This is a genomic window from Mycobacterium sp. NGS15 (genome assembly GCF_059813245.1).
In genome coordinates this window covers 197531-223354 of sequence record NZ_JCALEF010000006.1, presented here as the reverse complement: position 1 = coordinate 223354, position 25824 = coordinate 197531, and the positions used below count along the sequence as shown (strand labels likewise).

Sequence of the window (25824 nt, the reverse complement as noted above, 5' to 3'; positions counted from 1 at the left end):
CGATGGCTGAGATTGTGCTCGACCAGGTGTCCAAGACGTACGCGGATGGCTCCGCGGCGGTACAGGACGTCAGCCTGAACATCGCCGATGGCGAGTTCATCATCCTGGTTGGGCCGTCGGGGTGCGGTAAGTCCACGACGTTGAACATGATTGCCGGACTTGAGGACATTTCCTCGGGTGAACTCACGATCGCCGGTGAGCGGGTCAATGAGAAGGCGCCCAAGGACCGCGATATCGCGATGGTCTTCCAGTCGTATGCGTTGTATCCCCACATGACGGTGCGTCAGAACATTGCCTTTCCGCTGACCCTGACCAAGATGAGCAAGGCCGATGTCAACGCCAAGGTTGAAGAGGCTGCGAAGATTCTGGATCTGTCCGACTATCTGGATCGCAAGCCCGCCAACCTCTCGGGCGGCCAGCGACAGCGAGTTGCGATGGGCCGTGCGATCGTTCGCAGCCCGAAGGCGTTCCTCATGGACGAGCCGTTGTCCAATCTCGATGCCAAACTGCGGGTGCAGATGCGCACCGAGATTGCGCGACTACAAAAGCGGTTGGGCACCACCACCGTGTACGTCACACACGATCAGACCGAGGCGATGACGCTCGGGGATCGAGTGGTGGTGCTGCGCGGCGGGAAGGTGCAACAGGTCGGCGCACCCCAGGAGCTGTACGACACACCGGCCAACTTGTTCGTGGCCGGTTTCATCGGTTCACCGGCCATGAATTTCTTTCCGGCGACGCTCACCGATATCGGGGTGCAGCTGCCCTTCGGCGAGGTGACACTCGAGGCGGGCGTGTACGCGAATGTTGCCGCCAAGAAGGCCGGCGTCCTCGGCGGCGACGTGATCGTGGGCATTCGGCCCGAGCAGTTCGAGGATGCCGCCTTGGTGGACACCTACAAGCGGATCACGGGGTTGACGCTCACGGTCAATGCCGATGTGGTGGAGTCGCTGGGTTCGGACAAATATGTGCATTTCACCACGGAGGGCGGCGCCGCCCATTCGGAAGAGCTGACTGAACTCGCTCAGGAGGCAGGGTCGGCCGGGGTAGGCGAGAACGAATTTGTGGCAAGGCTTTCGGCGGCGTCGAAGGTCGTGGAGGGGCGGCCGATCGAGCTGATCATCGACACGGGCAAGCTGGTGATCTTTGATGCCGTGTCCGGAGAGAATCTTTCCCTGGCCGCTGTCAGCGAGTGAGCAGTGCAGGAATGAACTCGGATGAAATTGTCCGCCGGGTGCGTGCGCATCTGTTCGGTCACTTCACCACTCTCGGTGCGGGGGAGCCCGATTCGGCCTCAGTCACCTTTCTGGGGTCAGAACCCTACGAGCTGCTGCGCTATGGTCCTGATGGCGCCGGTGTGTCGCATTTTGTGTCCGTGGGGGCATCGCGGTACTCGATGAGCGACCCGGGGGAGATGCTGACCTCGGACGAACTGGGACCGCGTGCCGAGGTGCTGATCAGCCTGCGTGGCAGCGTCTTTCCTGGCCTCGCTCGATCTCTTGCGGTGCTGGCCGCTTCGCCCGCGGTGGAAGGGCTGGTGCTCACCGAGGACGCGCTGGTCGATCTCGGTCAGCCACTCTGGGACGATCCGGGAAGGCAGGCGTACACCGCGGTACTGCTGCAAGCCGGCGACATCCCGGATCTTCCTTTGCCCGAACCGCTCTCGCCGGTGCGGTTTCTGGCAGCGGTGCCCATCACCGCTAACGAAGCGGCCTGGGTGCGGCTCAAGGGAGCCGATGCGTTGAGGGATGCGTGGCGACAGGCCGACATCGATGTGATGGACCCGTCTCGCGCTCACGCGCAGCCGTCGTAAGCCCGGTTTACAACCAGCGGTTGCGCCGCAATGTGCGGTACACGAATGTGCAGGCGCTCACCATGACCAGCAGCACCAGCGGGTAGCCCCACGGTTGATGCAGCTCCGGCATGAAGTCGAAGTTCATACCGTAGATCCCGGCGATCATGGTGGGTACGGAGACTATGGCGACCCAGGCGCTGATCTTGCGCATATCGGTGTTCTGCTGCATCGCCACCTTGCCGACCGCGGCGTTCACCAGGGAGGTGAGCATTTCGTCGTAGCTCGATATCTGGTCGGCGGCATGCGTCTGGTGATCCAGTACGTCACGCAGGTAACGGCGGACTTCCTTGGCGATGAGGTCGTTGTGGTCCTGGGTCAGCTTGCTCAGTGCCACCGACAGCGGGCTGATCGCCCGGCGCAGCTCCACCACCTCACGTTTGAGCATGTAGATGTGTTCGATATCGGTGGCTGACCGTGGCGAAAAGACGTTCTCCTCCATCGAGTCGATATCGTCTTCCACCAGGTCGGAGACCTCGAGGTAGGAGTCGACGACACGGTCGGCGATGGCGTGCATCACGGCGTACGGGCCCAGCCGCATGTGGTCGGGGTCGGCGTCCATCTGTGCGCGCACCTTCGCCAGGCCACTGTGGTCGCCGTGGCGCACGGTGACCACGAAGTCGCCGCCCACGAAGATCATGATCTCGCCGGTCTCCACGATCTCACGGGCCGTCGAAATCGATTCGTGCTCAACGTAATTGACAGTCTTCAGGACAAGGAAAAGAGTGTCGTCGTACCGCTCCAACTTGGGGCGGTTGTGCGCGTGCACCGCGTCTTCGACGGCCAGCCGGTGTAACCCGAACGGCCCCGCGACGGCTTCCATCTGATGTTCGTCGGGTTCATGCAGCCCTACCCAGACGAATCCGCGATCCAGCGAGCGCACCTTCTCCAGTGCGGCGGTGGGGGTGTACTTCCCCGGCAGGCGCACTCCGTCGACATAGACACCGCAATCGACGATGGCACGGGCGAGAGGGACTGGGATGCGTTTGGCATCCGGTAGGGGTGGGCGCGCACGTACGGGCGAACGCAACGACGACGGATTGACCGACGGAAATCGCGCCATGCTGTGGGCTCCCTGCTCGCAAATCAATTCTGCGGAACCGTTCCGCGCGATGGTAACCCGCGAACCTGTGGGATGGCCTGACACACTGGGATCGTGACATTCGATATCGCGGTGTTCACCTCAGTGTTCATTACCCTGGTGGTCATTATGGACCCCCCCGGGTGCGGTACCGGTTTTTTTGTCGCTGACGGGCCGACAGCCCGCCGCGGAACGACATCGCGCCGCCTGGCAGGCTCCGGCGGTATCGCTGACTGTCATCTCGATGTTCGCGATCGGCGGACAGGCGATCCTGACCTACTTACATATAGGTGTGCCCGCGCTGCAAGGCGCCGGGGGCCTGCTGCTGCTCATCACCGGCTTATCGCTCTTGATGGGCGGCGCTACCAGTCAGAACGCCGACAGCGGGGTCAATGTGGCTCTCGTCCCGCTCGGGACTCCACTGATGGCGGGGCCCGGGGCCATCGCGGCGACCATCATCGCGGTACGTCAGGCACAGGGACAGGTGGGTACCTATCTGGCCATCGGTGCCGCAATTCTGTGTGTTCACCTGGTGCTGTACCTGACGCTGCGTTTCTCAACGGTGCTGATCAGGGTGCTACGAGAGGGTGGAATCATGCTGTTGGCCCGAGTGGCCGGCCTGTTAGTGGCGGCCATCGCGGTGCAGATGATCGCCGAGTCGGTACGTGGATTCGTGGCGGGCGCGTAACGGGCCGCTCACAGTTCCAGAGTCGCCAGGAGTGACCTTCACGGCGGCCAGTAGTCTCACGCTGTGACCGCATCCGACGTTGTCGTGACAGATGAAGAGATTTTCGAAGCACATATCGATGGGAAGCTATCGGTAGAGCTCAAGTCGCCGCTGGACACCCAGCGTGCACTGTCGATCGCTTACACCCCGGGTGTCGCACAGGTGTCGCGGGCAATCGCCGCCGACCCGAGCCTGGCCAAGAAGTACACCTGGGCGCATCGACTCGTCGCGGTGGTGAGCGACGGCAGTGCGGTGCTGGGGCTCGGCGATATCGGTCCGTCGGCGTCGCTGCCCGTCATGGAGGGCAAGAGTGCTCTGTTCAAGACCTTCGCCGGGCTCAACTCCATTCCGATCGTGCTCGACACCAAGGATCCCGACGAGATCGTCGAGACGCTGATCCGACTGCGCCCCACCTTCGGTGCGGTCAATCTCGAAGACATTTCAGCCCCCCGCTGTTTCGAAATCGAACGCCGAGTGATCGAGGCGCTGGACTGCCCGGTGATGCACGACGACCAGCACGGCACCGCGATTGTGGTGCTTGCCGCACTCATGGGTGCCTCGCGGGTACTGGGCCGGGACCAGAAGTCGCTCAAGGTAGTGATTTCGGGTGCGGGTGCGGCCGGCGTCGCATGCGCCAACATCCTGCTGGCCGACGGCATCACCGACGTCACGGTGCTGGATTCGAAGGGCATCGTGCATTCCGGCCGCGATGACCTCAATGAGTTCAAGGTGGATCTTGCCGCGCGCACCAACCCGCGTGGTCTTACCGGTGGGCAGGCCGAGGCACTTGCGGGTGCCGATGTTTTCCTGGGTGTTTCGGCAGGAAAGGTCGACGAGTCGCTCATCGCTACCATGGCAGACCAGAGCATCGTGTTCGCGTGCTCCAACCCGGATCCCGAGATTCACCCACACGTGGCGGCCAAGTACGCGGCGATCGTCGCGACCGGACGCAGCGACTTCCCGAACCAGATCAACAACGTGCTGGCGTTCCCGGGAGTATTCCGCGGGGCGCTGGACGCCGAAGCCACCAAGATCACTGAGCGGATGAAAGTGGCTGCGGCCGAGGCAATCTTCTCGGTCGTGGAGCCCGATCTGGCGCCCAACAAGATTGTGCCCAGCCCGCTGGATCCGCGCGTCGGACCCGCTGTGGCCGCGGCGGTCCAGGCTGTTGCACACGAGGTCGATGAGCCCCGTGCGCGAAGAGAAGCAGACAACGTCTAGCCGTCGATGTCCAAGATTCGCGCGTGGACGGCGGCGCTGCTGGTTGCGGTGTCCGTTCTCGCCGCCTGTTCGGAAAACCATGGCCCCGCGCCGTATTTGACGGTGGTGACGCCGAACGATCCGCAGTATCGGGTGCTCGCGCACATCTATGCGGCGGTGGTGAAGGCGACCGGTATTGACACCAAGGTGCGTGAGAGTGCTGATCCGGTAGCGGAATTGGATACGGGCATCGCGAGCGTCGCACCGGGATTCACCGGCAGGCTGCTCCGCCAGTTCGCGCCGCAACACCGGCCCAGCGGGGACGAAGAGGTCACCTACAAGGCCATGATCGCCTCGCTGCCCGCCGGTGTGGCTGCTGCCGACTACGGGACGGCCGCGGATCGTCCGGCGCTGGCGGTCACGACATCCTCAGGCGCCTCGTCGAAACCGACGCTGAAGGCTTTGATTCGGCACTGCGATCAGCTGGCACGCAGCGGGCAGGTGGGCCAGGTTCCGGTACCGGTGCCGCGCATCGGGCCGTGTGAGACCGGTGTGCCCCGCCAGTTCGACAGTGCCGGTGAACTTTTCGCGGCGCTCAAACGTGGTGAGATCGCGGTCGCCTGGACCAGCACCGCCAATCCGAACCTGCCCGTCGACGGGGTTACTCTGCTCGATGACGAGTCGGAGTGGCTTCCCGCCAACAGCGTTGTGCCGTTGTACCGGCGAAATGAGCTGACCGAACCGCAAGTGTTGTCGCTCAACAAGGTTGCCGGCGAGCTGACCACCGGAGAGCTGGCGGCGATGACTCGAGAGGTCTCGAGCGGCGCAGATGCCGAGCGTGTGGTCGACAGGTGGCTCAACGATCACCAGATACTGGTGCGCTAGCCAGCGGTGTTGATGTGCTGGCTAGCGACGACGGTTGCGAACCGGGTTACGTGGTCGCCGAGTCTTCACACTCCTCGAACGCCGCCGACGAACCAACGCGCGGGAGACTCAGCCCCGGGGGAATCAAAGCCCAGGGCTTGCGCCCATGATTCCGGTCAGTCAAGGGTGAAACGTGCGCGTATCTCGATGTCGCTGGACTGTGTTTCGGTCACCCCGGTGTCTGCAGTCGCGTAGGCGCGGATTGGCCGGCCGGTGCCAGATTCCACGAATGTCAGTGGAGCGTGGCCATTTTGGAGATGCTCGTCACCCCACTGTGCGATCGCGATAACCACTGGCAGCAGACCCTCGCCGGCCGGGGTGAGCCGGTATTCATCCCGGACCCGGGCGCCAGGTTCGCGATAGGGGGCTCTACTGAGGCAGTGCGCCGATTCCAACTGCTTGAGGGCACGAGAGATCGCCGGCGCTGATGTGCCGATTCGCTCGACGAAGTCCTCGAAGCGGCTGGTTCCGTAGAAGCATTCCCGCAGCACGAGGAATGTGGTTTTGGTGCTGAGTAGGTCGAGCACCATTGCAACAGAACAGCGTTCGGCGCGCCACCGATCGCGGTCGGCGAGCTGCTCTTCAAATGTCATCGCCATACCTTCAGTGTAGCTAACGTTTGCGTTATCCAGAAGTATGTGATTGAGTCTGCCTAACGATTAGATTACTCAGATGGGACGGTGGCCATGGCCGCGAGTAGGGACAGTGTGGTGTTCGTGACGGGAAGCAGTCCTGGCCTCGGCGGGGCGTTGGTTGAAGAGGTCCAACGCTGCGGAGCCGCGACGGTCTACCCCACGGCGGTCGCCGCACATCCACTACGCCAGCCGCCGCCAATACTCCGAAGACGCCGCCGCTAACGCCCTCTACAGCCAAATGTCCTGACACTGGCCCAATCCGGCCAAGCTCGTCTTCAACCACAAAGGCGTCGCCGCCTGCCAGAACTGCCCAGAGGGCGACATGTCCCTCGGGGGCTGGCACTAGCAGCACACCGAAAATCGCTGCTTAGCAGTAACAGTCACATATCCGCTGAGCGCAGTGGGACCTAACCGAAAGGCGGGCAACGATGTTGCCGAATCCAATGCAGCTGGGCGCGAAGGCGTTGACGAAGGCGTGGATCCCGTTGGTCATTGTCATCGTGGTCCTGGTGGGAGGGTCTATGATCTGGCAGTTCCACGGTGTCTTCGGATCCGGTCGACAAGCCGGCGCTGCGAACAAGACCGACAACATTGTCGCGACGCTCCCGAAGACCTTGTCCTATCAAGTGTTCGGTCCGGCCCGTGTGACCGGAAGGGTTAGCTACGTCGACGAGCACAATGTGTCCCGAGAGGCGCAATTCGTTGAACTTCCGTGGACACACACCTTCACCACCACCGCCCCCAGCGCGTACGCCAACATCGTCGTTCAAGGCGACAGCGATTCACTGGGCTGCCGGATCACAGTCAACGGTGCCGTACGCGACGAAGTTACCGTGCACGGCCATGACGTCATGGCCTACTGCCTGGTGAAGGCCGCATGAGCCGCCAGCACAGCGCCGCCGCCCAAGGCCCTACGCCACTGATACCGCGACTCATCAAGGCCCTCGCGGTCCCGATCATCGTGCTCTGGCTGGGCGCGGCAGCAGCAGTCAGCCTGCTCGTACCTCAACTGGAAGAAGTGGGCAAACAGAACGCAGTGTCGCTGTCGCCGCAAGACGCGCCGTCGGTCATCGCCATGAAGCATATCGGCGAACGTTTCGGCGAATACACCTCGGACAGTGTCCTCATGGTCGTCCTCGAAAGCGACACCCGCCTCGGCGACGACGCACGCCGCTTCTACGACGGACTGGTAAAGACCCTTGACGACGACCGTGCCCACGTCGAACACGTCCTGAACTTCTGGGGCGAGCGCGTCAGCGCAGCCGGCTCCCAGAGCGAGGACGGCAGAGCGGCCTACGTGCAGCTCAATCTGACCGGAAACCAAGGCTCCACACAGGGAGAGAACTCCGTCCAGGCGGTCCGAGACATCGTGGCCAAGTCCAGTCCACCTCCTGGAATTCGTGTTCACGTCACTGGGCAGGCCGCACTCGTCGCCGACGCCGACGAAGCCGCGGACCGGTCGATGAAGCAGATCACCGTCATCACCGTGGTAGTCATCGCCGTGATGCTGCTCTTCGTCTACCGATCGATCGCCGCCACTGTCATCGGCCTGCTGGTCGTGCTTGTGGAAATGAGTACAGGGCGAGGCCTGGTGGCCGTCCTAGGGCATTTCCACGTCTATGGGTTGTCGGTGTTCGCGGTCAGTGTCCTGACCTCACTGGCCATCGCCGCGGGAACCGACTACTTCATCTTCCTGCTTGGGCGCTACCACGAGGCACGCAACAACGGCGAGGATCGCGAGACTGCTTACTACACCGCCTTCGAGGGTGTGTGGCATGTGATTCTGGGCTCAGGTCTGACCATCGTCGGCGCATTGCTGTGCCTACACGTCACCCGACTCAACTATTTCAACAGCTTGGCCATCCCCAGTGCGCTGGGGCTGGTGGTTGTGCTCGTCATGGCATTGACGTTCGCGCCCGCCGTGCTGGCACTGAGCATCAAATTCCGCCTGCTCGATCCCAAACGGCGTGCCCAGACACGCAGATGGCGGCGCATGGGGACCATCATCGTTCGTTGGCCCGGACCAGTCTTCGTCGTCGCCATGGTTATCTCTTTGGTCGGCATCGTCGCGTTGATCGGATACCGAACCAGCTACAACGACCGGGATTACCTGCCCTCGGACATCAGTTCGGTGGTAGCCCAAACCGCAGCCGAGAAGCATTTCACCTCTGCTCGGATGAAGCCTGACATTTTGATGCTCGATGCCGATCATGATCTGCGCAATCCGCGCGACATGCTCGTGCTGGAGAAAGTCGCCAAAAGCATCTTCCGCGTACCCGGGATCGCCCGCGTGCAAAGCATCACCCGCCCGCTGGGTTCGCCCATCGAACACGGATCTGTTCCCTTCCAGATGAGCACTCAAGGCGTCGCGAGCCGAGAACTGTTGCAGTTTATCGGCACTCGTCTCGGTGACGTCCTTACGATGACCGACCGTCTCACCGAGATGATCGCGATCCTGCAACGCATGCACGGCCTTACTGTGCAACTGTCGGATGCCACCCATGCGGCGCTCGGCTCGACACAAGACATGCAAGAAACGACGGCGAACCTTCGCGACCGCATCGCCGACTTCGATGATTTCTTCCGGCCAATCCGCAACTATTTCTACTGGGAACCCCATTGCGCCGACATTCCCGTGTGCTGGGCCATGCGCTCAGTGTTCGACGGATTGGACCAGATGGATCACCTGGCCGACAACACCAAGAGCTTGGCGGAGAACTTCGGCAAGATCGACGCGGTGGCGCCCCAGATCGCCGCCCAGATCCCGCCGCTGATCGCCATCACCACCAGCATCCGGGACCTGATGCTCACGTTGCACAGCACCTTCTCGGGGCTGCTCACTCAACTGGAGCGCACGACCGACACGGCCTCGGTCATGGGCCAGGCGTTCGACGACTCCAAAAATGACGACATGTTCTACCTGCCCCCGGAGGTGTTCACCAGCCCCGACTTTCAGACGGGGCTGGCGCTAATGGTCTCCCCGGACGGCCATGCCGCGCGCTTCGTCATTACCCATGACGTGGACCCGGCCACCACTGAAGGCATCGCCCACGTCGACCCGGTACTGCAGGCTGCCAAAGAAGCGGTGAAGGGAACCCCACTGGCTGGGGCGACATTCTCCCTGGGTGGCACCGCAGCCACCTACCGCGACATTCAGGAAGGGGCCTTCTACGACCTGCTCATTGCCGCCAGCGCAGCGATCATCCTCGTTTTCATCGTGATGCTGCTCATCACCCGCGTGTTCGTCGCATCGATCGTGATCGTCGGCACCGTCGTCCTCTCTCTTGCCGCGTCCTTCGGCATGTCGGTGCTGGTGTGGCAGTACATATTCGGCATCGAACTGCAGTGGCTCGTCATTGCTGTGGCCGTGATCGTTCTGCTCGCCGTGGGATCGGACTACAACCTGCTCGTCGTATCGCGATTCAAAGAAGAAATCAGCGGGGGACTCAACACCGGTCTTATCCGCGCCATGGGCGCCACCGGCGGCGTCGTCACCTCAGCGGGCCTGGTGTTCGCTTTCACCATGATCGCGATGGTCGCCAGCGACTTGACATCGATCGGCCAGATCGGCACCACCATCGGCCTGGGCCTGCTCTTCGACACATTCATCGTCCGCTCGCTGTTGACACCCTCAATCGCCGCACTGCTCGGCCGATGGTTCTGGTGGCCCATGAAAGTGCTGCCCGTCCGCAGTCACAGAGGATCAACCGCGCCCCAGCCCGAGCCGCAGCGACCGCACCACGAGACTCAGACGTGACGGGGCAAACCCGAGGTGGACCTCAACGGTTCACGGTGCTGGGTCGGCGCGAGTCTGGGTGGCGCTAGCCACGATCGGGGTCTGCGTTAGGCGGGTTGAGGGAAGGAGGCGTCAATCCCGAGGAACTGCAGCAGTGCCGCGACCTTGTCGTCGAGTCCGAGGCCGACCCGGGTCACCTCGCCGATTCCGAGGCTTCCGAACGCTGTGCTGGGCTGATCGAGGCTGAAGACGGCGTTGCCCTCGGAGTCGCTGAAGATCAGCACCCGCAGTGGGGCGTACAGCAGGGCGCGTGGGTCATGGCGGAACATGCTCTCGGCGATGACATGGTTGCCCAGCAGATATTCGACCGCCTTGGTTGTGTGGCCGGCCAACGACATCATCGCGGTCGCCTCGATGGTCGCGTATCGCATCAGCTGGTGCGGGGCCATTCTCTCGACCGCTGACTGTACGTCCGACCACGACCCGCCGGTCTCGATGATCCGCTGGAAGGGCTGGGCATCGAACGCCGGGGCAGCATGCTCAAGTCGAGATCTGAAGTCGTCGAATGGTATTGCAGTGGAGATGTCGAGTCGGGTCATGATGTGTGACGTTGTGTGCACTCCCGAATCACTCACGCCAACCTCCTCCACTAGTGGTTCGTTCAATGAAAGTAGTAGTTCCACCGTAGAGTTCGTCGTCGACGTGCCGGTATCTGTGATTGAAGAACACTTACTTGGGGCGGCTGCTGGGGCGACGCTTATTCGGCGGCCCCCTAGAATATCTTGCGTAGGATCCTCAGCGTCCGCTCGCTATAGGGAGGATAGATCAGCTGTAGGTCTGGGTGGAAGGTCTTGCGCAGCACCGATTTCCTGTGACTTAGTGCTTCGAATCCCCAGCGGCCGTGGTAGGCGCCCATGCCACTGGGGCCTACACCGCCAAACGGCAGCTGCGGCACCAGGCAGTGCATGGCAACATGATTGATCACTGCGCCGCCGGACGGAATCTCGTCTATCAGGCGCTCACCCACCGCTGCTGATTTCGTAAAATAGTACCCGGCAAGCGGTTTCGGCCGGGAGTTCACGAATGAAATCGCATCGTCGAGGCTTTCGTATGCCAGTACCGGAAGTATGGGTCCGAAGATTTCCTCCTGCATGACTGCATCACTGAGATCGGGGTCGACGATCACGGTCGGCTCGATCGACAACGTCGTCTCGGTGACCTGTCCGCCTGTCGCGATCGTGCCGCGAGTCTGCGCGAGATAGGCTGCCAGTCTTGCGAATTGGCGCTCGTTGACGATCCGGCGGCCGTCTGCGCCCCCGTCCCGCTCGAACCGCTCGATTGCCGCGACGATCTTGTCCACCAGCTGATCTCGGATACGGTAATCAGCCAGCACGTAGTCCGGGGCGATGCAGGTCTGCCCCGAGTTCGCGCACTTGACCCAGGCGATTCGGCGTGCCGCGATGTCCAGGTCGGCATCAGCAGTCACGACTACCGGGCTTTTACCGCCGAGTTCCAGGGTCACCGGAGTCAGCGTCGCCGCGGCGGCGGCCATGACCTTCTTTCCGATTTCGGGGCCGCCGGTGAACAGTACGTGGTCGAAACCCTGCGCCAGCAGCTCCTGGGTGACCAGGGCGTCGCCCTCGATCACGACGACCGCCTCGAAGTCCAGGTATTCGGGAACCAACCGTGCCAGCAGGGCCGACGTGGCCGGTGCCAGCTCGGAGGGCTTGAGCACCGCGCAGTTGCCTGCGGCCAGCGCACCCACCAGCGGCGAAAGAGTCAGGTACACGGGGTAATTCCATGGGCCGATGAGAAGAACGGTGCCGAGCGGCTCGTACTGCACCCAGGCCGAACCCGGATACTGCACCAGTGATAGCGACTGTCGCCGCCGGCGCATCCACCGGCGCAGGTGCTTCAGGGCGTACACGGCCTCACCTCTGGTGGACGATATGTCGCCGATCCAGCTTTCGGCCCGGCTACGTCCGAGATCACTAGCCAGCGCGGCGGCGATCTGATCTTCCTGCTCGTCCAGTAGCCGAATCAGATTCCGCAGCTGCTTCTCACGCCACGCGCGGTCTCGGGTGCGGCCCGAGGCGAACTCGCGGCGAAGTTGTGCCACGGCATCGGGGATGTCGGGCACATTGGAGACCGCTGGGGTGGTAGTCGGTGTAGACATCTGTTACCTCCGAGAAGTTCCGTGCCGTCTCGGGCGACAGAATTGGACCGTGAATGAGCTGTTTCGTGCACGCAGTTCTGGCAGGAGAGACCCTGTGGTGCAGGGAAGTTCGCGCATGCGCTGGCTCAGGCGTCGTAGTCGACTGAGACAGCCGCCGTAGTGGGATGCGACTGGCAGGTCAGTATGAAGCCCGCCTCGACCTCGGCTGTGTTGAGTGCAAAATTTTGCTCCATCGATACTGCACCCAATGTGATCTTGGCTTTGCACGTGCCGCATGCGCCGCCAAGACAGGCGTACGGCGCGTCAATGTTGTTTTTCAGCGCGGATTCGAGAACGGTTTCGCCAGAGGTGAGTTGCACGGTGTGATCGGCCCCGGACACAGTGACGGTCACTTCGGAATTGGGGAAGTCACCGAGGTCTGTGGGTCGGCTCGTGGTGCGGAACAGCTCAAGGCGTATCCGTTCACTCGGCACCCCAACGGTCGCGAGGTCGTCGCGCATTGTGGTGACGAGATCGCTTGGGCCGCACAGGTACCACCGATCGATCGACGGGGGGTCGACGCCGAGCAGCCGTTGAATCATCGCCAGGTCGATGTGGCCGCGAAGAGAGGCGGGGTGGTGCGCGTCGGCGGAGCGGATGCGGAAGATGCGTAACCGGTCTGCGTATCGTGATTCGAGTTCATCAAGTTCGGTGGCGAACATGGTCGACTCGGCGGTTCGGTTGCCGTAGAACAGCGTGAAGCGGCTCTCGGTCTCGATCTCCATCGTGGTGCGCAGGAGCGACAGGATGGGCGTGATGCCGCTGCCCGCCGCTACGGCGACGTAGTCGCGGCGTGCCAGTGGATCAAGCGGTGCGCCGAAGCTGCCCGTGGGTGTCATCAGCTCCAGAACGTCACCGGCTCGCAGTGTTTCCACCGCGAAGGTCGAGAAAATCCCACCGGCGATGTGCCGCACTGCGATCGCGAGCTCACCCGATGTGGCCGAGACGCAAATCGAGTAGTTTCGCCGCACCTGCTGGCCACCGATGCGATGCCGGATGGTCAGATGTTGTCCCGCCTGGAATTGGAACTGATCGCTGAGGTGATCGGGAACGTCGAAGGTGACTTTGACGCTGTCTGGTGTCAGAGACTCAACGCTTTTGACGGGGATCCGGTGAGCATTGGCATGGCGTGCCGCCGAGGTCCGCGGCATTCGGACCGGGAGCAGTGTGGCGAGTTTGCCGTTGAGCCGTTTCCACTGGTGGTACTGCGTGGCATCGAGCTGCTGCCCGAAGACAGTGCTTATTGCGGCATCCCGCTCGAGGTAGGCGGCCTCGTTGCGTCGCCAGGCCGCGACGTAACGGTAGAAGGGCACTGAGGGGTGCAGGTGGTGCACCAGGTGGTAGTTCTGCGACAACAGCAACGGCGTCAGGATCCACTCGGCGCCGACGCGGTTACGGGTCGCCCGATAGCGGTTCTCGCGCTGGGTGTCCTCCAGGTCGTGGTGGGGTAACCAGTCGAACCACCACGCCAGCACAAACATGGCGACCCGCTCGGGAATCAGATAGATCACCGCGAGCATCCACAGATGCCCGGCAAAGGCGGCCCACACGATCACCGACACCGACACAATCATCAAGGCCCCGGTTTCCAGAACCTCAGCGTGTGGGCGCCGCCGCACATGACGCACCAGAAAACTGATGTACGGCAAGTCCATCGCAGGGAAGCGGGCGGGCAATTGCCACCAGGGCGCGGCGCTGACCCAGTGATCGGGATCAGACGCACCGTCATTGGTGTTGCGGTGGTGCTCGATATGGATGAACGCGAACGACTTGAACGAGATCAAAGGCGAGACGAAGAACATCGCCACGCGGCCAAAGACCACATTGACCCAGCGATGCGAGCTGATCGAATAATGCGAAGCGTCGTGCAGCACCGTGAACAGGACAAAGATGGCCGCAGAGCTTGCGGCGATGGTCACGATCGCCGGCAAAGCGTCAGTGAGGGCGGCCCAGGTGGACACCCCGAAAACCGCCAACGCCAACGTGAAGATGCCGACTATCGGCCAGGACAGCGCCGGTACCTGCTCTCCCGAATCAGGCAGGGCATAGTGCGGGGCTGCCGCCGGCAATTCGGGTTGTTGAGTCGTCTGAGTCGTCACTGACTACTCCTTCGCGCTTTAGGGTGCCTCGCAACCTACAAACGGCTGGTATCGGTCAACAAGACCCTCGCAGCCCTCTGCGGTGTGCTGTGAGCACATTCCGGCGCGGCAAGGCTCCGGTCAGTGAGGCGATGACTCGCGCAGCACCGAGGCCCCCAGCACGTCGCAGACGAGCAGGGCCGCATGCAGTTCGGCGATATTGGCCGTCGCGGGCCGTCCCCGGCGCTCTTCAGCACGGCGCACTCTTTGCAGGACGGTGTTGCGGTGGATTCCCAAGGTGCGTGCTGCGGTTGTCAGGCCGCCTTGGGCATCCAGAACAGCCAGCAATGCGTCACGCTCGCCCCGTTCTTTCGCGTCGTCCCGCGCGAGATCGCCAAGCTGGGCGGCAACGAAGGCCCTCGCCGCATCCAGGTCGCGAGAGATGGCGTCCACCAACGCAACATCGCTGAACTCAGTGATCGATGGCGCAGCACGCCCAGACAATTCGATGACCCGACGAGTACGTAGCGCCTCCACGTGTGAGGCGCGGAAGCCTACAACTCCCGGATGCGGCGAGCCCACGGCAACGTGTACGTTTTCGCATTCACTGGCAAGCTCCGTCGCCTTGGCCGTGAGTGAAGGCCTCGCATCCCCCGTGATCGACGCCCATCCCCACACCGAGAGGGGGCCATCCGGCAGCACGAGCGAGTGACTCGCGCCAAGGAACCTACCGACCTGTCGAGCGAATTTCTCAAGGTCGACATCGCGGTCGTCGACCCAGCACACAAAACCGATCTGCTTACCGGTGAGCCAGTGGCCAAGCACACGTTCGGAGCGGGCAAGGTCGACACGTTCCCCAGCCAGCAGGGCCCGCACGACATCGGCGCGCTCGGCTCTTGCCTGATTCTGGCGTCGGTCAAGCTCGGCGACGTACTCGGCGGCTACGAGACTGGAGATGCGGTCGATGTAGTGAAACCCGAATCGCTCCAGATCGACAAATGTCCTAAGCGCGACGGCAGGGTCCGCGACCCGGTCAGTGATCGAATCGGAAAGTCTCTCGGTGAAGAACTCATGACCGAGCCGATAGAACCGCAGCATCACATCGACGCTGTGCCCCCGTGATGCCATGGCTCGCGCGTGTTCGAGCGCCGTCACCGGCGCCTCGACAGCCGCAATGTCGATCCCGTAGCGGACCATCGAAAGTACTGCTTCAAGATTCGACGAGCACGACCCCAGTGTCAGGCCGAGAAGCTCCGAATCGCCACCGATTTCCGGGATCCGGTCAACCAAGTACGTGAGCATGTCGTCTGCCAGGCTGGACGTATTCGCCAGCAGAGATGCAGCGACGGTCCTTCCAGCGACCGCGCCGTCAGCCGGCTCCACCACGTCCATATCTGCACACTAACGCCCGGCTAACCGCCACAGCAGGAACATGGGGAAGCGCTATGGATGCACCTCCATGGGTCACAACATGCTGGACGGCGATCACCACGTTACGTAGCAGGCCTATGGGGATACGCACAGTCTGCGGGCCTACGGAGGGGCGAGTGTGCCTGGATTTCCGAGTCACTTCTCGATCATGGGCACCACGGTGGAATCCGCCTGGCGCAGTCGTACATTCAACCTCGCGAACTATCGATTTTGAGCCCTAGGCCCCAAATCCCGGAACTCCGGTGGTGGTGCCGTCGAGCGGGTCTGCGAGTCCCTGACCTGCCATGACGATGTCAGCAACCAGATTGTGACTTGACCCGAATATTTGACACGTGGTACCCAAATGTCACTATGGCGATCCCTCTGGGCCCCAATGTTGCGGCCACAGCACCTGTACGTCGTGACGAGTTATACCCGGGTGACCAGCCCGGATTACGGTTGCCGGGCGGAGTGGAGGGTTGGGCGCGGCCCGAGCTGTCCTCCGTCGTTCGGGCCTTTGACTGGATGTTCACCAAGTACCGTCTGGGTGGCGGTGGTCTGAGTGTCTACGTGGACGGTGAACCGGCCTTGGACATCTGGGCGGGCGCGGCGGCAGCGGGGCAGGGCTGGACGCGAGACACCGGCGCCCTCGTCTTCTCGGCGTCGAAGGGCATCGCCGCCACCGTCATTCACCGTCTGGTTGACCGGGGATTGTTGTCCTATGACGCACCGGTCGCGCGCTACTGGCCGGAGTTCGGGGCCAATGGCAAGTCGTCCATCACCGTGCGCCAGGTGCTCGATCACCGGGCCGGTCTTTCCCGGCTCGACGGGATCGCTTACCACGCAGAGGAAATCGTCGATCACGAGCTGATGGAGCAGCGCCTTGCCGCGGCCTCCGTCGATAGGTTCTACGGTAAGCGTGCCTACCACGCACTGACCTTCGGATGGCTGCTCGCGGGACTGGCACGGGCGGTCACCGGTAGGGATATGCGTGAGCTGTTCCGGACCGAGATCGCCGAACCGCTCGGGGTCGACGGGATTCATCTCGGACGTCCGCCGCGCACCTCGCCGACCAAGGCCGCCTCGATGTACCCCTTCCTGGACCCGGTGGCGAATATGCCCGTGGTGGGCCGGGTGCTGCCGACGGTCATACGTGCCATCGATCGCCTTCCCGGTTTCGAGGGTGCCATCGGCACAATGTACGAGCCGGGAATGGAGCGGATTCTCGCCGACGACGGCACGCTGAATTCGGCTCTGTACGACATGCAGGCTCCCGCCGCCAACGCGATTGCCACGGCGCCCGCGCTCGCCAAGATGTACGCCGCCCTGGCGGGTGGTGGCAGTGTCGACGGCAATGAGTTCCTTTCGCCGGAAACTGTTGCCGGGCTTGCTCGTAAGACCAATCTGACCATCGACCGCACCATTGTGTTCCCGATGGGGATGCATCTGGGGTACATGTCGCTGCCCATGAACGGATTCCGCGGCGGTTTCGGCCACATCGGCCTCGGTGGCTCGATGGGATGGGCCGATCCGAAGCGCAAGATCGCCGTTGGCTTCGCACATAACCGGCTGCCACTGACCATGGCGCTCGACCAGATCTCGTTTGCGTTCCTGTGGCCTCAGATCGTCAAGGCGGTCGGCTGAGGAAGTGCTCGGGTCGTGAAGGGCCCCCAATCGGTGACCGTTGATTGGGTACCTGTCTGATATCTGCTCGACCAGCCTTGTTCTAATGCCAAGTACCTGGTACTCAGTGTTACTTATGGCACAACCTCTTGGCTTCGATGACGCGGCCGCCGAACCGTCGCAACCCACGTCCCTTCCGTTCGCCTACCCGCCGCTGGAACGCGGTATGGAGCTGCCGCCGGGGGTGAATGGCTGGGCCCGCCCCGAGTTTGGAGGTGTGGTGCGGATCTTCTCGCTTGCCTTCACCAAATACCGCGTCGGCGGTGGCGCCATCTGTGTGTACGTAGACGGCGAACCGGTACTCGATCTGTGGGCCGGGCTGGCGCAGCTGGGGCAGCAGTGGACGCGTGATACCGCGGCGAATATCTTCTCGGCATCCAAGGGGGTCACCGCCACGATCATCCACAGGCTGGTGGATCGCGGCCTGTTGGACTATTCCGCGCCGGTGTCGCAGTACTGGCCCGAGTTCGCCGCCCATGGCAAGGGCGCGATCACGGTCGACGAGATCCTGTCCCACACCGCCGGGTTGTCGCGGCTTACGGGTATCGCGCGCAGCTATGAGGAGATGTTCGATCCGGATTTGATGGCGGACCGGCTGGCCGCGGCACCGGTCGATAGGTACTTCGGTAAACCGGCGTATCACGCGTTGTCCATAGGCTGGCTGATGGGCCGGTTGGCCAAGGCCGTCACCGGCAAAGACCTCGAAGAGCTGTATCGCACCGAACTCGCCGAACCGCTCGGGGTTGACGGCATCTATCTTGGGCGTCCGCCCATCGGCTCACCTTCCGGGTCTGCTGCCCTCACACCGTATTTGGACCGGGTCGCAAGGTCCGGCTTTATTCGCCGGACGGCCCCGCCGGTGATGGGGATGCTGGACAAGGTTCCCGGAGGCAAGGGGGCCGCGTCGACGTTGTATAGACCCGGCGCCGAGATGCTGCTGGCCGATGATGGGCATGCTAGCGCGGCGGTGATGGATCTGCGATGCGGGGCGGGCAGCGCCTGCTGTACCGCACCGGCGCTGGCCAAGCTCTACTCCGCCCTGGCGGGCGACGGCAGCGTGGACGGGATACGTTTGCTCTCACCGGAAATCGCCACGGGCCTCGGTCGCAAGAACAGCTACCGGATGGATCACACGCTGGGGCTACCGATGGGCTGGCACCGCGGGTATCACTCCCTGGTGGCGCCGATGATCGGTGGGGGATTTGGGCACATCGGGCTCGGTGGCTCCTTCGGGTGGGCCGATCAGAAGCGCAACATCTCGGTGGCGATTGTGCACAATCGGCTTCCCAGCACGATGGTCTTCGATCAGACCATCATCGGAACCTTCCTGCCGTCGATCATTCGCGCAGCGCGATAGCGCGAATGATCGACCCGGGGAAGCTACTTCTTCGTGGGCTTGGGTAGCACGTAGCGTGTGACCAGGGAGAAGATGTCCTGGTAGCGCGCTCCGGTGACCCGAACGATCACATCGAGGATCTTGGCGTCGGGGCCAACGAGCACGCGGGGCTTCTTCTTGCGCACGGCGGTGAGGATGATGCGTGCGGCGGCTTCGGGGCTGGTGTTCGCCAGGTACTTGTCGAACAACGCGGCCCCGGCCTTGACGTCGTAGCCCTCCGCGGCAGTGGAGTTGCGTGCGATGGCGGTCTTGATGCCGCCGGGGTGCACGCAGGTGACCGCGACGGGTTTCTTGCCGATGATCATCTCCTGGCGCAGCGACTCGGTGAACCCGCGTACCGCGAATTTGGCTGAGTTGTAGGCACTTTGGCCTGGCATGGACAGTACGCCGAACAGGCTGGAGACGTTGACGACGTGGCCGTCGCCGGAGGCGACCAGGTGCGGCAGGAAGGCCTTGGTGCCGTTGACCACGCCCCAGAAGTCGACGTCGATGATTCGTTCGATGTCCTTGAAGTGGCTTTCCTCTACCTCGCCCTGATACGCGATGCCGGCGTTGTTGTAGATCTGGTTGACCTTGCCGAAGTGCTCCTTGACGGCATCGGCATACAGCAGGAAGGCTTCGCGCTCAACAACATTGAGGCGATCGGAGCGGACCTCTGCGCCGAGGGCCTTGACCTGGCGTTCGGTTTCGGCCAGACCTTCCGCGTCGACATCGCTGATGGCCAACTTGGCGCCCGAGCGTGCGAGTTCCACCGCCAGCGCGCGTCCGATTCCCGAACCTGCGCCGGTCACCACGGCGACCTTGCCGTTGAAGCCTTCCATAGATGTCTCCTTGTTAGACGACTGTCAAATAGTCAGAGTAGTGGGTCAGCTGGAACGTTTGGGCATCAGGAACCGCTCGCCGAGTAGGAACAGATCCTGGTATCGCGAGCCCGTCAATCGGACCAAGACGTCAATCACCTTGGCATCCGGTCCGACGAGTACGCGCGGCTTCTTCTTGCGGACGGCGGTGAGGATGATGCGTGCCGCCGCCTGCGGGCTGGTTCGTGCGAGCAGATCGAACAACTTCGCGAATTCGGCATGGTCATAGCCCTCGGCCACCGTGGCGTTGCGGGCCACATTGGTCTTGATACCGCCGGGATGCACGCAGGTGACTGCGACAGGCTTCTTGCCGGTGATCATCTCTTGGCGGAGAGACTCGGTGAACCCGCGTACCGCGAATTTCGCTGCGTTGTAGGCACTTTGGCCCGGGCATGCCATGATGCCGAAGATGCTGGAGACGTTGACGACGTGGCCGTCGCCGGAGGCGACCAGGTGCGGCAGGAAGGCTTTGGTGCCGTTGACCACACCCCAGTAGTCGACGTCGATGATTCGTTCGATGTCCTTGAACTCGCTGATCTCGAAGTCGCCGTGGAAATCGATGCCGGCGTTGTTGTAGATCTGATTGACCTTGCCGAAGTGCTCCTTGACGACGTCGGCGTAGAGCAGGAAGGCTTCGCGCTCAGCGACGTTGAGGCGATCGGAGCGGACCTCTGCACCGAGGGCCTTGATCTGGCGTTCGGTTTCGGCCAGGCCCTCGTTGTCGATGTCGCTGATGGCCACCTTGGCGCCCGAGCGTGCCAGTTCCACCGCCAGTGCGCGCCCGATGCCCGATCCCGCGCCGGTTACCACGGCGACCTTGCCGTTAAAGCCGTCCATGAGCACTCCTGACAGATTTACGTTGTGAGGCTGACGTCAATCAGTGAGGGTAATGGATGGCGGCACCGCATGGTCAGGGCGGCCGCAGGCGCTCAGGTCTTGAGGCCGACACAGATCCAGTCGACGGAGATCAGGGGCGGCGTGATCGGCCGCGCCACCGGACGGTGCACGACGACATCAAACCCGGCGCGGGAGAACAGTCGCTCCATCTCGGCGGCCGTAGGGAAGTGTGCGGGTCCGCGTGCGCCGGTTCCGCGTCCCAGCCAGCGGCGCTTCCTCGGGCAGATAGTGGCGACGGATGCCATGCCGCCGGGGACGAGTACGCGGTAGAACTCCGCCAGCGCGGCAGGCTGGTCGAAGAAGTGAAATGCCGACGTAGTGACCACCGCATCGAGGGTGCCGTCGTCGAACGGGAGTTGTTCTGCGGGTGCCTTCTTCCACTGCACCTCGGTGGATCGAACCCGTGCCTTGGCGAGCATGCCATCGGACATGTCGACGCCGAAAACGGATGCCGGGCTCAGCTCGGCCTGGATACGTGACGCCAATATTCCTGTGCCGCAAGCGATATCTACGATGTGCTGGGCATTGTGCTCGCGTAGCTGCCTGATGGTGTCGTCTTGGGCAGGGCTGTAAACGTGGCGCTGCACGAGCGGGAAGTTGTAGACCTTCGACATCATGGTCCAGTACCGCGTGACCAGCTCATTGAGCGAGCGCCGTGGGGCGATAGCAGTCATCTGTGAAACCTAGGAGCGGTGCGGGAGGAAAGTCCGTGACTCGGCCCGATCTTTGTGAAAGATACGAGGCCCGTGCCCGAAAGCTATGACGGGCCCCAATAACCCGCGTGCCGTCCGATGAACCTTCGAGCAAACCTCCGAACTCATGTGCGGGACGGTAGGGTGCGCAGGGGTCTCGCAGATCGGGTTCGTGAGGGTACGGGTATTCCACGGTGCAGTGGGAGAAGGTTGGAGTCCGCTGATGACGGCGTCGCTCAGTGATCGGTTCATGCGCAAGCTGCCGGAGACGGTGCGCCATGCTGTGGACTGCTTCGCCGCCGAGGTGCCGTACTACGGAATGCTTCCCCGAGAAGTTCTCGACGGCGAGATCACCGAGTTCACCAAGCAGAATTTTCGGATTTTCGTCCGAGTCCTCCTGGAGTCGCGACCGCCTACCGAAGACGAATTAGCAGGGCCGATCCTGGCGGCGTCACGGCGGGCGCAGGAGGATATTCCGCTGGCGGCGCTCTTGGCCGCGTACAGCGTCGCCGCGCGGGTCGGCATCGAGACCCTCCGGGACCTGGCGGCCCCCGACGAGACCGGCGAGGTGCTAGCGGTCAGCGTGCAGCTGCAGCGGTATCTGCAGTTGATGGTGCCCGCGGTCACCACCGCGTATCTGGAAGAGCGCCAAGGCCTTCATGGTGCGACGACGGAGGCTCGCCGCGACCTTTTTGATGCGTTAGTCAAGGGGACACCGTGGATGGAGGCTGCCGAGCGTGCCAGCGTCACGCTGGCGCTGTCCTATGACGTGCTGTTCCTGTACATGCCGGAGCCGGCGGGGAACAGTGTGGTGGCTCGGCGGCGCGCCCACCGCGTGCAGGACATCGTCGATCTATATGCCCGTGAGCCCGTGCTCACCTCTTTGGACGGCCGCGGGGGCATCATCTTGCTGCCCGCCGTGGGCACGGTGGAATCGCTGCTGCCACTGTTCTCTGAGGTGGCAGGGGCGCCTGTCACGCTCGGCGTGTCCGATGCGGCCGATCCCGGTGAGATTGCGGCGGCCGCCGAGGAAGCACGTGAATTGGCGCTGCTTGCGCTGAGACTCGGCCGGGCACCCGGCGCCTACCGGCTGCCGGATGTGCTCATGGAGTACCAGATCACCCGCCCCGGTAGGGCGCGTGACCTACTCGCCGCGACTGTCCAGCCACTGGCGCCACACCCGCATCTGCAGCAGGCGCTCAGTGCGTATCTGCAGCATGAGCACGGGCGACAGCTTGCGGCCAAATCGCTGCATGTGCATCCGAACACCCTTGACTACAGACTGCGGCGGGTCGCCGAGCTCACCGGCCTGGATCCCGCACAGCCGTCGGCCGCGCGCACTCTCGCGGCAGCGCTACTGGCAGTGAAGGCGCGCTGACTTCGGTTCAGAGCCGCCCGGCAAGGAGCTTCACGAATGCCACAACCTGTCGGACGTACATGGTCAGGGCGCGTGGTGAGAGGACCGTTGACACCACCGTTCGGATATCGGGTCGCGTCGGTAATGTCTTGCCGCGCATACGCTCATCCAGCCAGCCGAGCGCATCATGGCCGCCGGACAGCAGCAAAAAGATCCGCTCGCTGGCCCGGTCGCGCCGGTAAGTGACATGTGCGCCACCGGCGATGTAGTCCTCGGCGAGTTGGTCGGTGCTGGAAACCGGCAGGAGTACGTCGTGGATCGAGTGGTAGAGGTAAATCGGCGCGGTGGGGGTGCGCAGCCCCAGCGTCATCGCGTCGGTAAGGGCGGCGATCTCCGGTGTGTCCATCACCTCTTCGAGGGGACGGTCGAAGATTCTGTTGAAGTTGAGAAATGGCCAGTACAGCAGAGCCTGGATGACAGTAAGGCGCTCGGCCTTCTCGACCATCCGGCGGCCTCTCTTGGTGAGGTGCTTCTGCAGGAAGTCTTGGATAGAGGGGCTTACCCGCATCATGGCCGCCAGCACGATGATGATGAGCCCCGAAGCGTACTGGCCGCTGAGATGGTGCATGAGGGGGCCGGGTTGCGGGGCGGGCGCGCCGATCAAGGCCCCCACGAGATTGAGTTCGGGCGCGTACTCGCCGGCGAGTTCGGCGGCCCAGGCGGTTGCGTTGCCACCGGCCGAGTAACCCCATACTGCTGTCGGAGTCTGGATGGACAGCTGCGGAATGCCGTCCTCGCCGGATGCGGCAATCGTGGCGCGCAGCCCGTCGAGCACGTGATAGCCGGGTTGTTTGGGCGCCATCCAGAGGCCCTTTGGTCCCTCGTGGTCGCTGATGGTCACTATCCACCCTCGTTGGAGTGCGGCCACTGCCAGCAGAAACTCGTTTTGTGACTGGTTGATACCGAAGGTCCGATGCTGCAGGTAATAGGAGGGGAATCTCTTGGGGGTGACGGCGTCGATCGCACTCTGGAAGGCAAGCAGCGGCGCCGCCACTGTCGCCTTTTTTGGGACGAGCACCGTTGTCACGGTCGTCTCGGGGGCCCCATGTAAGTCGGTGCTGCGATAGAGCACCTGCCATGCGTGCAGCTTCAGGGGAATGAGTCCAAACAACCCGATCCGAACTCGCCTGCGTCGTAAGGGTGTACCGGGTGCGGTTTTGTCCCAGCCCTCGGGTGGAACAAAGAAGGGGTCGTCCGGGGACGGCAGCGGCTTATCGAGTTGCATCGGCCAGGCCTCGATCGACTGAGTCGCCGGGGTCGACGTGGGCGCAGTGCCGGCAGTCATCTGGCTCCTGTCCTTGTTCTAGTCGCTCTCATCTTTCCTGGGGGAACGTGATCGGTAGTCGTGACGCCCATAGAAGTATCAGAGGATTCGCGCAGCGTATTCAACAAGAATGATCCGTGGTGACGAATCGGCACCGAATCGGGTTTAGCCACTAAGGCGCCAGTTTGACCTTGGGGTTCATCACCGATTAGGCAAACGGGCGAAGTCAACCTCGCGACTGTGTTCAGAATACACGGGCTGCCATCGTTGCTGACCAGGCCATTACCGGCCGACAATGTCGTCGTCGAAATTGAACGCCGAGTCGGTTTTTGGTTAAGTTCTCGCGACAATGGGTCGGCCATTGTTACGGTATTTACAGACGGCCGAGGAACAGCTTCAGGATTCCCCATTGCCAGTGCAGCTGGCTCCGCACCGCGAGGCGGGTCAGCGATGTCGAGAGCACGGTCCTCACGTCCGGTGTCGACGGCAATGGCTTGCCCTCCAATCGCGCGGCCAACCATCCGAGGGCGTCGCTGCCGCCGAGCATCGCCAGCAGAATATGTTCGGTGCTCCGGTCGCGTCGGTAGGTGACATGAGTGCCGCCCGCGATGTAGGCCTGCGCCAGCTGATCGGAGGCAGCAATCGGAAGTAGCTGGTCGCGGACGGCGTGGTACAGGTAGACCGGCGCGCTGGGTGCGCGTTGCCCCAGGCGCATCTCTTCGGTGACGCTGCTGATCTCGGCCGCCTTCATCAATTCTTCGATGGGCCGATCGACGAGCGTGTCAAAGTTCTTGAACGGCCACCGCAGGACCGATTCCGCGAGACTGACCTCTGCCGCCTTGGCGATGATCTGGCGACCGCGGCGGGTCAGGTGCCCATCGAGGAACGTGAGTGTGCCCGGGTGCGCCCGCGTCATCGCAGCTAGCACCGGCAGGATTAGTCCGGAGGCGAATTTGCCGCTGTGCTTTCGCACGAGCGCGCCGGGCTGGGCCGCGGGAGCGCCGAGCAGCGCTCCGGCGACATTGAGTTCCGGGGCGTAGACGGGCGCCATCTCGGCGGCCCAGGTGCTCGCTGTCCCGCCTCCGGAATACCCCCAGAGTCCGACCGGGGCATTGGCCGGGAGCCGGGGTATGCCATCTGCGCCTCCGGCATTCAGGGTTGCGCGCACACCATCGAGGACGTGATACCCCGGTTGTCTGGCCACCATCCATAGTCCTTGCGGCCCTTCGTGATCGCTCACCGAAACCACCCAGCCTCGCGCAAGTGCGGCCACCATGAGCAACAGTTCGTTCTGGGCCTGATTGAGGCCGAACGTTCGGGGAAGCAGGCCATAGGAGGGGAAGGCTCGTGGAGACACCGCGTCGATGGCGCACTGATAGGCCAGGACCGGTGACGTCTCCCGGGCATCGCGGGGCACCAGCACTGTTGTCACCGTGGTCTCGGGTGCGCCGTGGAGATCGGTGGTGCGGTAGAGCAGGTGCCACGCCTGCAAGCGCAGGGGGACGATGCCGAACAAGGCGATACGAATCCTCCTGCGCCGCAATATGCTTCCTGGCAGCGTGTCCTCCCAGCCGGGCGGGGGGAGGAAGAAAGGATCCTCGGGCGAGGGTCTGGGCTTGCCATGAAGCGGTGGCCATTCCTCGACAGGCAGCGTGATCGGTTCGATTGCGGGTGCGGGCTTGGCCGTCATGGGTGCAGCGTATTCAACACGCGCGCAACGAGGCAGGAGTCCGGGAATGAATCAGGCCCACCCCCTA

The 25824-nt window shown here is 63.0% G+C and carries 20 protein-coding genes and 1 pseudogene; 10 read left to right on the top strand and 11 right to left on the bottom strand.

The window, feature by feature from the left end; all coding sequences use genetic code 11:
- Positions 1-2 precede the first annotated feature (2 nt).
- Entirely contained in the window at positions 3-1196 is a 1194-nt protein-coding gene (locus tag AC5Y5C_RS18630) for an ABC transporter ATP-binding protein (RefSeq protein ID WP_499975123.1), read from the top strand.
- Between the two features lie 11 nt (positions 1197-1207).
- Complete coding sequence (locus AC5Y5C_RS18625) at positions 1208-1813, top strand: suppressor of fused domain protein (protein WP_499975122.1); 606 nt, start codon at positions 1208-1210, stop codon at positions 1811-1813.
- Positions 1814-1820: 7 nt separating this feature from the next.
- Here AC5Y5C_RS18625 and corA read toward each other — a convergent pair whose 3' ends face one another.
- Positions 1821-2915, bottom strand: coding sequence for a magnesium/cobalt transporter CorA (corA, locus tag AC5Y5C_RS18620; protein WP_499975120.1), 1095 nt, complete (start codon positions 2913-2915; stop codon positions 1821-1823).
- A 93-nt stretch (positions 2916-3008) separates the two neighbouring features.
- Here corA and AC5Y5C_RS18615 point away from each other — a divergent pair.
- The 3 genes and pseudogenes from AC5Y5C_RS18615 to AC5Y5C_RS18605 all read left to right on the top strand — a co-directional run bounded on the left by AC5Y5C_RS18615 (position 3009) and on the right by AC5Y5C_RS18605 (position 5745).
- Positions 3009-3621 (top strand): annotated as a pseudogene (locus AC5Y5C_RS18615) (MarC family protein).
- A 63-nt stretch (positions 3622-3684) separates the two neighbouring features.
- Positions 3685-4881 carry an NAD(P)-dependent malic enzyme gene (locus AC5Y5C_RS18610; RefSeq protein WP_499975118.1) on the top strand — a complete coding sequence of 399 codons (1197 nt, stop codon included), beginning with the start codon at positions 3685-3687 and terminating at the stop codon, positions 4879-4881.
- A gap of 6 nt (positions 4882-4887) precedes the next feature.
- A complete protein-coding gene (locus tag AC5Y5C_RS18605) occupies positions 4888-5745 on the top strand; it encodes a glycine betaine ABC transporter substrate-binding protein (RefSeq protein ID WP_499975116.1) in 858 nt (285 codons plus the stop codon).
- Positions 5746-5900: 155 nt separating this feature from the next.
- Here the strand turns inward: AC5Y5C_RS18605 and AC5Y5C_RS18600 are convergent, their stop codons facing one another.
- Positions 5901-6377, bottom strand: a complete 477-nt coding sequence (locus AC5Y5C_RS18600; protein WP_499976039.1) for a winged helix-turn-helix transcriptional regulator — start codon at positions 6375-6377, stop codon at positions 5901-5903.
- Positions 6378-6847: 470 nt separating this feature from the next.
- On the opposite strand from AC5Y5C_RS18600, the gene AC5Y5C_RS18595 reads away from it, so the two are divergent.
- Complete coding sequence (locus tag AC5Y5C_RS18595) at positions 6848-7300, top strand: MmpS family transport accessory protein (protein ID WP_499975113.1); 453 nt, start codon at positions 6848-6850, stop codon at positions 7298-7300.
- Positions 7297-10176, top strand: coding sequence for an MMPL/RND family transporter (locus tag AC5Y5C_RS18590; RefSeq protein ID WP_499975111.1), 2880 nt, complete (start codon positions 7297-7299; stop codon positions 10174-10176). The genes AC5Y5C_RS18595 and AC5Y5C_RS18590 overlap by 4 nt, the downstream gene beginning before the upstream one ends.
- 86 nt (positions 10177-10262) lie before the next feature.
- Here the strand turns inward: AC5Y5C_RS18590 and AC5Y5C_RS18585 are convergent, their stop codons facing one another.
- From AC5Y5C_RS18585 to AC5Y5C_RS18570, 4 genes are all read right to left on the bottom strand, one after another.
- Positions 10263-10790, bottom strand: coding sequence for a DUF302 domain-containing protein (locus AC5Y5C_RS18585; RefSeq protein WP_499975110.1), 528 nt, complete (start codon positions 10788-10790; stop codon positions 10263-10265).
- Positions 10791-10927: 137 nt separating this feature from the next.
- Entirely contained in the window at positions 10928-12331 is a 1404-nt protein-coding gene (locus AC5Y5C_RS18580; RefSeq protein WP_499975108.1) for an aldehyde dehydrogenase family protein, read from the bottom strand.
- A gap of 125 nt (positions 12332-12456) precedes the next feature.
- Positions 12457-14469, bottom strand: a complete 2013-nt coding sequence (locus tag AC5Y5C_RS18575) for a fatty acid desaturase (protein ID WP_499975105.1) — start codon at positions 14467-14469, stop codon at positions 12457-12459.
- A 120-nt stretch (positions 14470-14589) separates the two neighbouring features.
- The gene (locus tag AC5Y5C_RS18570; protein ID WP_499975103.1) at positions 14590-15840 is read right to left on the bottom strand and encodes a PucR family transcriptional regulator; all 1251 of its coding nucleotides are present in this window, start codon (positions 15838-15840) and stop codon (positions 14590-14592) included.
- 390 nt (positions 15841-16230) lie between these two features.
- Here AC5Y5C_RS18570 and AC5Y5C_RS18565 point away from each other — a divergent pair, with 390 nt between their 5' ends.
- A complete protein-coding gene (locus AC5Y5C_RS18565; RefSeq protein WP_499975101.1) occupies positions 16231-17502 on the top strand; it encodes a serine hydrolase domain-containing protein in 1272 nt (423 codons plus the stop codon).
- Positions 17503-17617: 115 nt separating this feature from the next.
- Positions 17618-18898, top strand: a complete 1281-nt coding sequence (locus tag AC5Y5C_RS18560; RefSeq protein ID WP_499975099.1) for a serine hydrolase domain-containing protein — start codon at positions 17618-17620, stop codon at positions 18896-18898.
- Positions 18899-18921: 23 nt separating this feature from the next.
- On the opposite strand, the gene AC5Y5C_RS18555 is transcribed toward AC5Y5C_RS18560, so the two are convergent.
- From AC5Y5C_RS18555 to AC5Y5C_RS18545, 3 genes are all read right to left on the bottom strand, one after another.
- Entirely contained in the window at positions 18922-19758 is an 837-nt protein-coding gene (locus tag AC5Y5C_RS18555; RefSeq protein ID WP_499975097.1) for an SDR family NAD(P)-dependent oxidoreductase, read from the bottom strand.
- 45 nt (positions 19759-19803) lie between these two features.
- Positions 19804-20634 (bottom strand): SDR family NAD(P)-dependent oxidoreductase, encoded by an 831-nt coding sequence (locus tag AC5Y5C_RS18550; protein ID WP_499975095.1) that lies wholly within the window; start codon positions 20632-20634, stop codon positions 19804-19806.
- 92 nt (positions 20635-20726) lie between these two features.
- Complete coding sequence (locus AC5Y5C_RS18545) at positions 20727-21368, bottom strand: class I SAM-dependent methyltransferase (RefSeq protein WP_499975091.1); 642 nt, start codon at positions 21366-21368, stop codon at positions 20727-20729.
- 241 nt (positions 21369-21609) lie between these two features.
- On the opposite strand from AC5Y5C_RS18545, the gene AC5Y5C_RS18540 reads away from it, so the two are divergent.
- Positions 21610-22764 (top strand): PucR family transcriptional regulator, encoded by a 1155-nt coding sequence (locus AC5Y5C_RS18540; RefSeq protein WP_499975089.1) that lies wholly within the window; start codon positions 21610-21612, stop codon positions 22762-22764.
- A gap of 7 nt (positions 22765-22771) precedes the next feature.
- Here the strand turns inward: AC5Y5C_RS18540 and AC5Y5C_RS18535 are convergent, their stop codons facing one another.
- Entirely contained in the window at positions 22772-24088 is a 1317-nt protein-coding gene (locus AC5Y5C_RS18535) for a lipase family protein (RefSeq protein ID WP_499975086.1), read from the bottom strand.
- A 352-nt stretch (positions 24089-24440) separates the two neighbouring features.
- The gene (locus AC5Y5C_RS18530) at positions 24441-25757 is read right to left on the bottom strand and encodes a lipase family protein (RefSeq protein ID WP_499975084.1); all 1317 of its coding nucleotides are present in this window, start codon (positions 25755-25757) and stop codon (positions 24441-24443) included.
- Positions 25758-25824: the final 67 nt, after the last annotated feature.

Coding starts and splice junctions, on each gene's coding strand:
- AC5Y5C_RS18535 (WP_499975086.1), bottom strand. CDS start 24,088: ATGACTGCCGGCACTGCGCCCACGTCGACCCCGGCGACTCAGTCGATC.
- AC5Y5C_RS18545 (WP_499975091.1), bottom strand. CDS start 21,368: ATGACTGCTATCGCCCCACGGCGCTCGCTCAATGAGCTGGTCACGCGG.
- AC5Y5C_RS18625 (WP_499975122.1), top strand. CDS start 1,208: ATGAACTCGGATGAAATTGTCCGCCGGGTGCGTGCGCATCTGTTCGGT.
- AC5Y5C_RS18540 (WP_499975089.1), top strand. CDS start 21,610: ATGACGGCGTCGCTCAGTGATCGGTTCATGCGCAAGCTGCCGGAGACG.
- corA (WP_499975120.1), bottom strand. CDS start 2,915: ATGGCGCGATTTCCGTCGGTCAATCCGTCGTCGTTGCGTTCGCCCGTA.
- AC5Y5C_RS18560 (WP_499975099.1), top strand. CDS start 17,618: ATGGCACAACCTCTTGGCTTCGATGACGCGGCCGCCGAACCGTCGCAA.
- AC5Y5C_RS18590 (WP_499975111.1), top strand. CDS start 7,297: ATGAGCCGCCAGCACAGCGCCGCCGCCCAAGGCCCTACGCCACTGATA.
- AC5Y5C_RS18630 (WP_499975123.1), top strand. CDS start 3: ATGGCTGAGATTGTGCTCGACCAGGTGTCCAAGACGTACGCGGATGGC.
- AC5Y5C_RS18580 (WP_499975108.1), bottom strand. CDS start 12,331: ATGTCTACACCGACTACCACCCCAGCGGTCTCCAATGTGCCCGACATC.
- AC5Y5C_RS18555 (WP_499975097.1), bottom strand. CDS start 19,758: ATGGAAGGCTTCAACGGCAAGGTCGCCGTGGTGACCGGCGCAGGTTCG.
- AC5Y5C_RS18550 (WP_499975095.1), bottom strand. CDS start 20,634: ATGGACGGCTTTAACGGCAAGGTCGCCGTGGTAACCGGCGCGGGATCG.
- AC5Y5C_RS18565 (WP_499975101.1), top strand. CDS start 16,231: ATGGCGATCCCTCTGGGCCCCAATGTTGCGGCCACAGCACCTGTACGT.
- AC5Y5C_RS18570 (WP_499975103.1), bottom strand. CDS start 15,840: ATGGACGTGGTGGAGCCGGCTGACGGCGCGGTCGCTGGAAGGACCGTC.
- AC5Y5C_RS18600 (WP_499976039.1), bottom strand. CDS start 6,377: ATGACATTTGAAGAGCAGCTCGCCGACCGCGATCGGTGGCGCGCCGAA.
- AC5Y5C_RS18605 (WP_499975116.1), top strand. CDS start 4,888: ATGTCCAAGATTCGCGCGTGGACGGCGGCGCTGCTGGTTGCGGTGTCC.
- AC5Y5C_RS18595 (WP_499975113.1), top strand. CDS start 6,848: ATGTTGCCGAATCCAATGCAGCTGGGCGCGAAGGCGTTGACGAAGGCG.
- AC5Y5C_RS18530 (WP_499975084.1), bottom strand. CDS start 25,757: ATGACGGCCAAGCCCGCACCCGCAATCGAACCGATCACGCTGCCTGTC.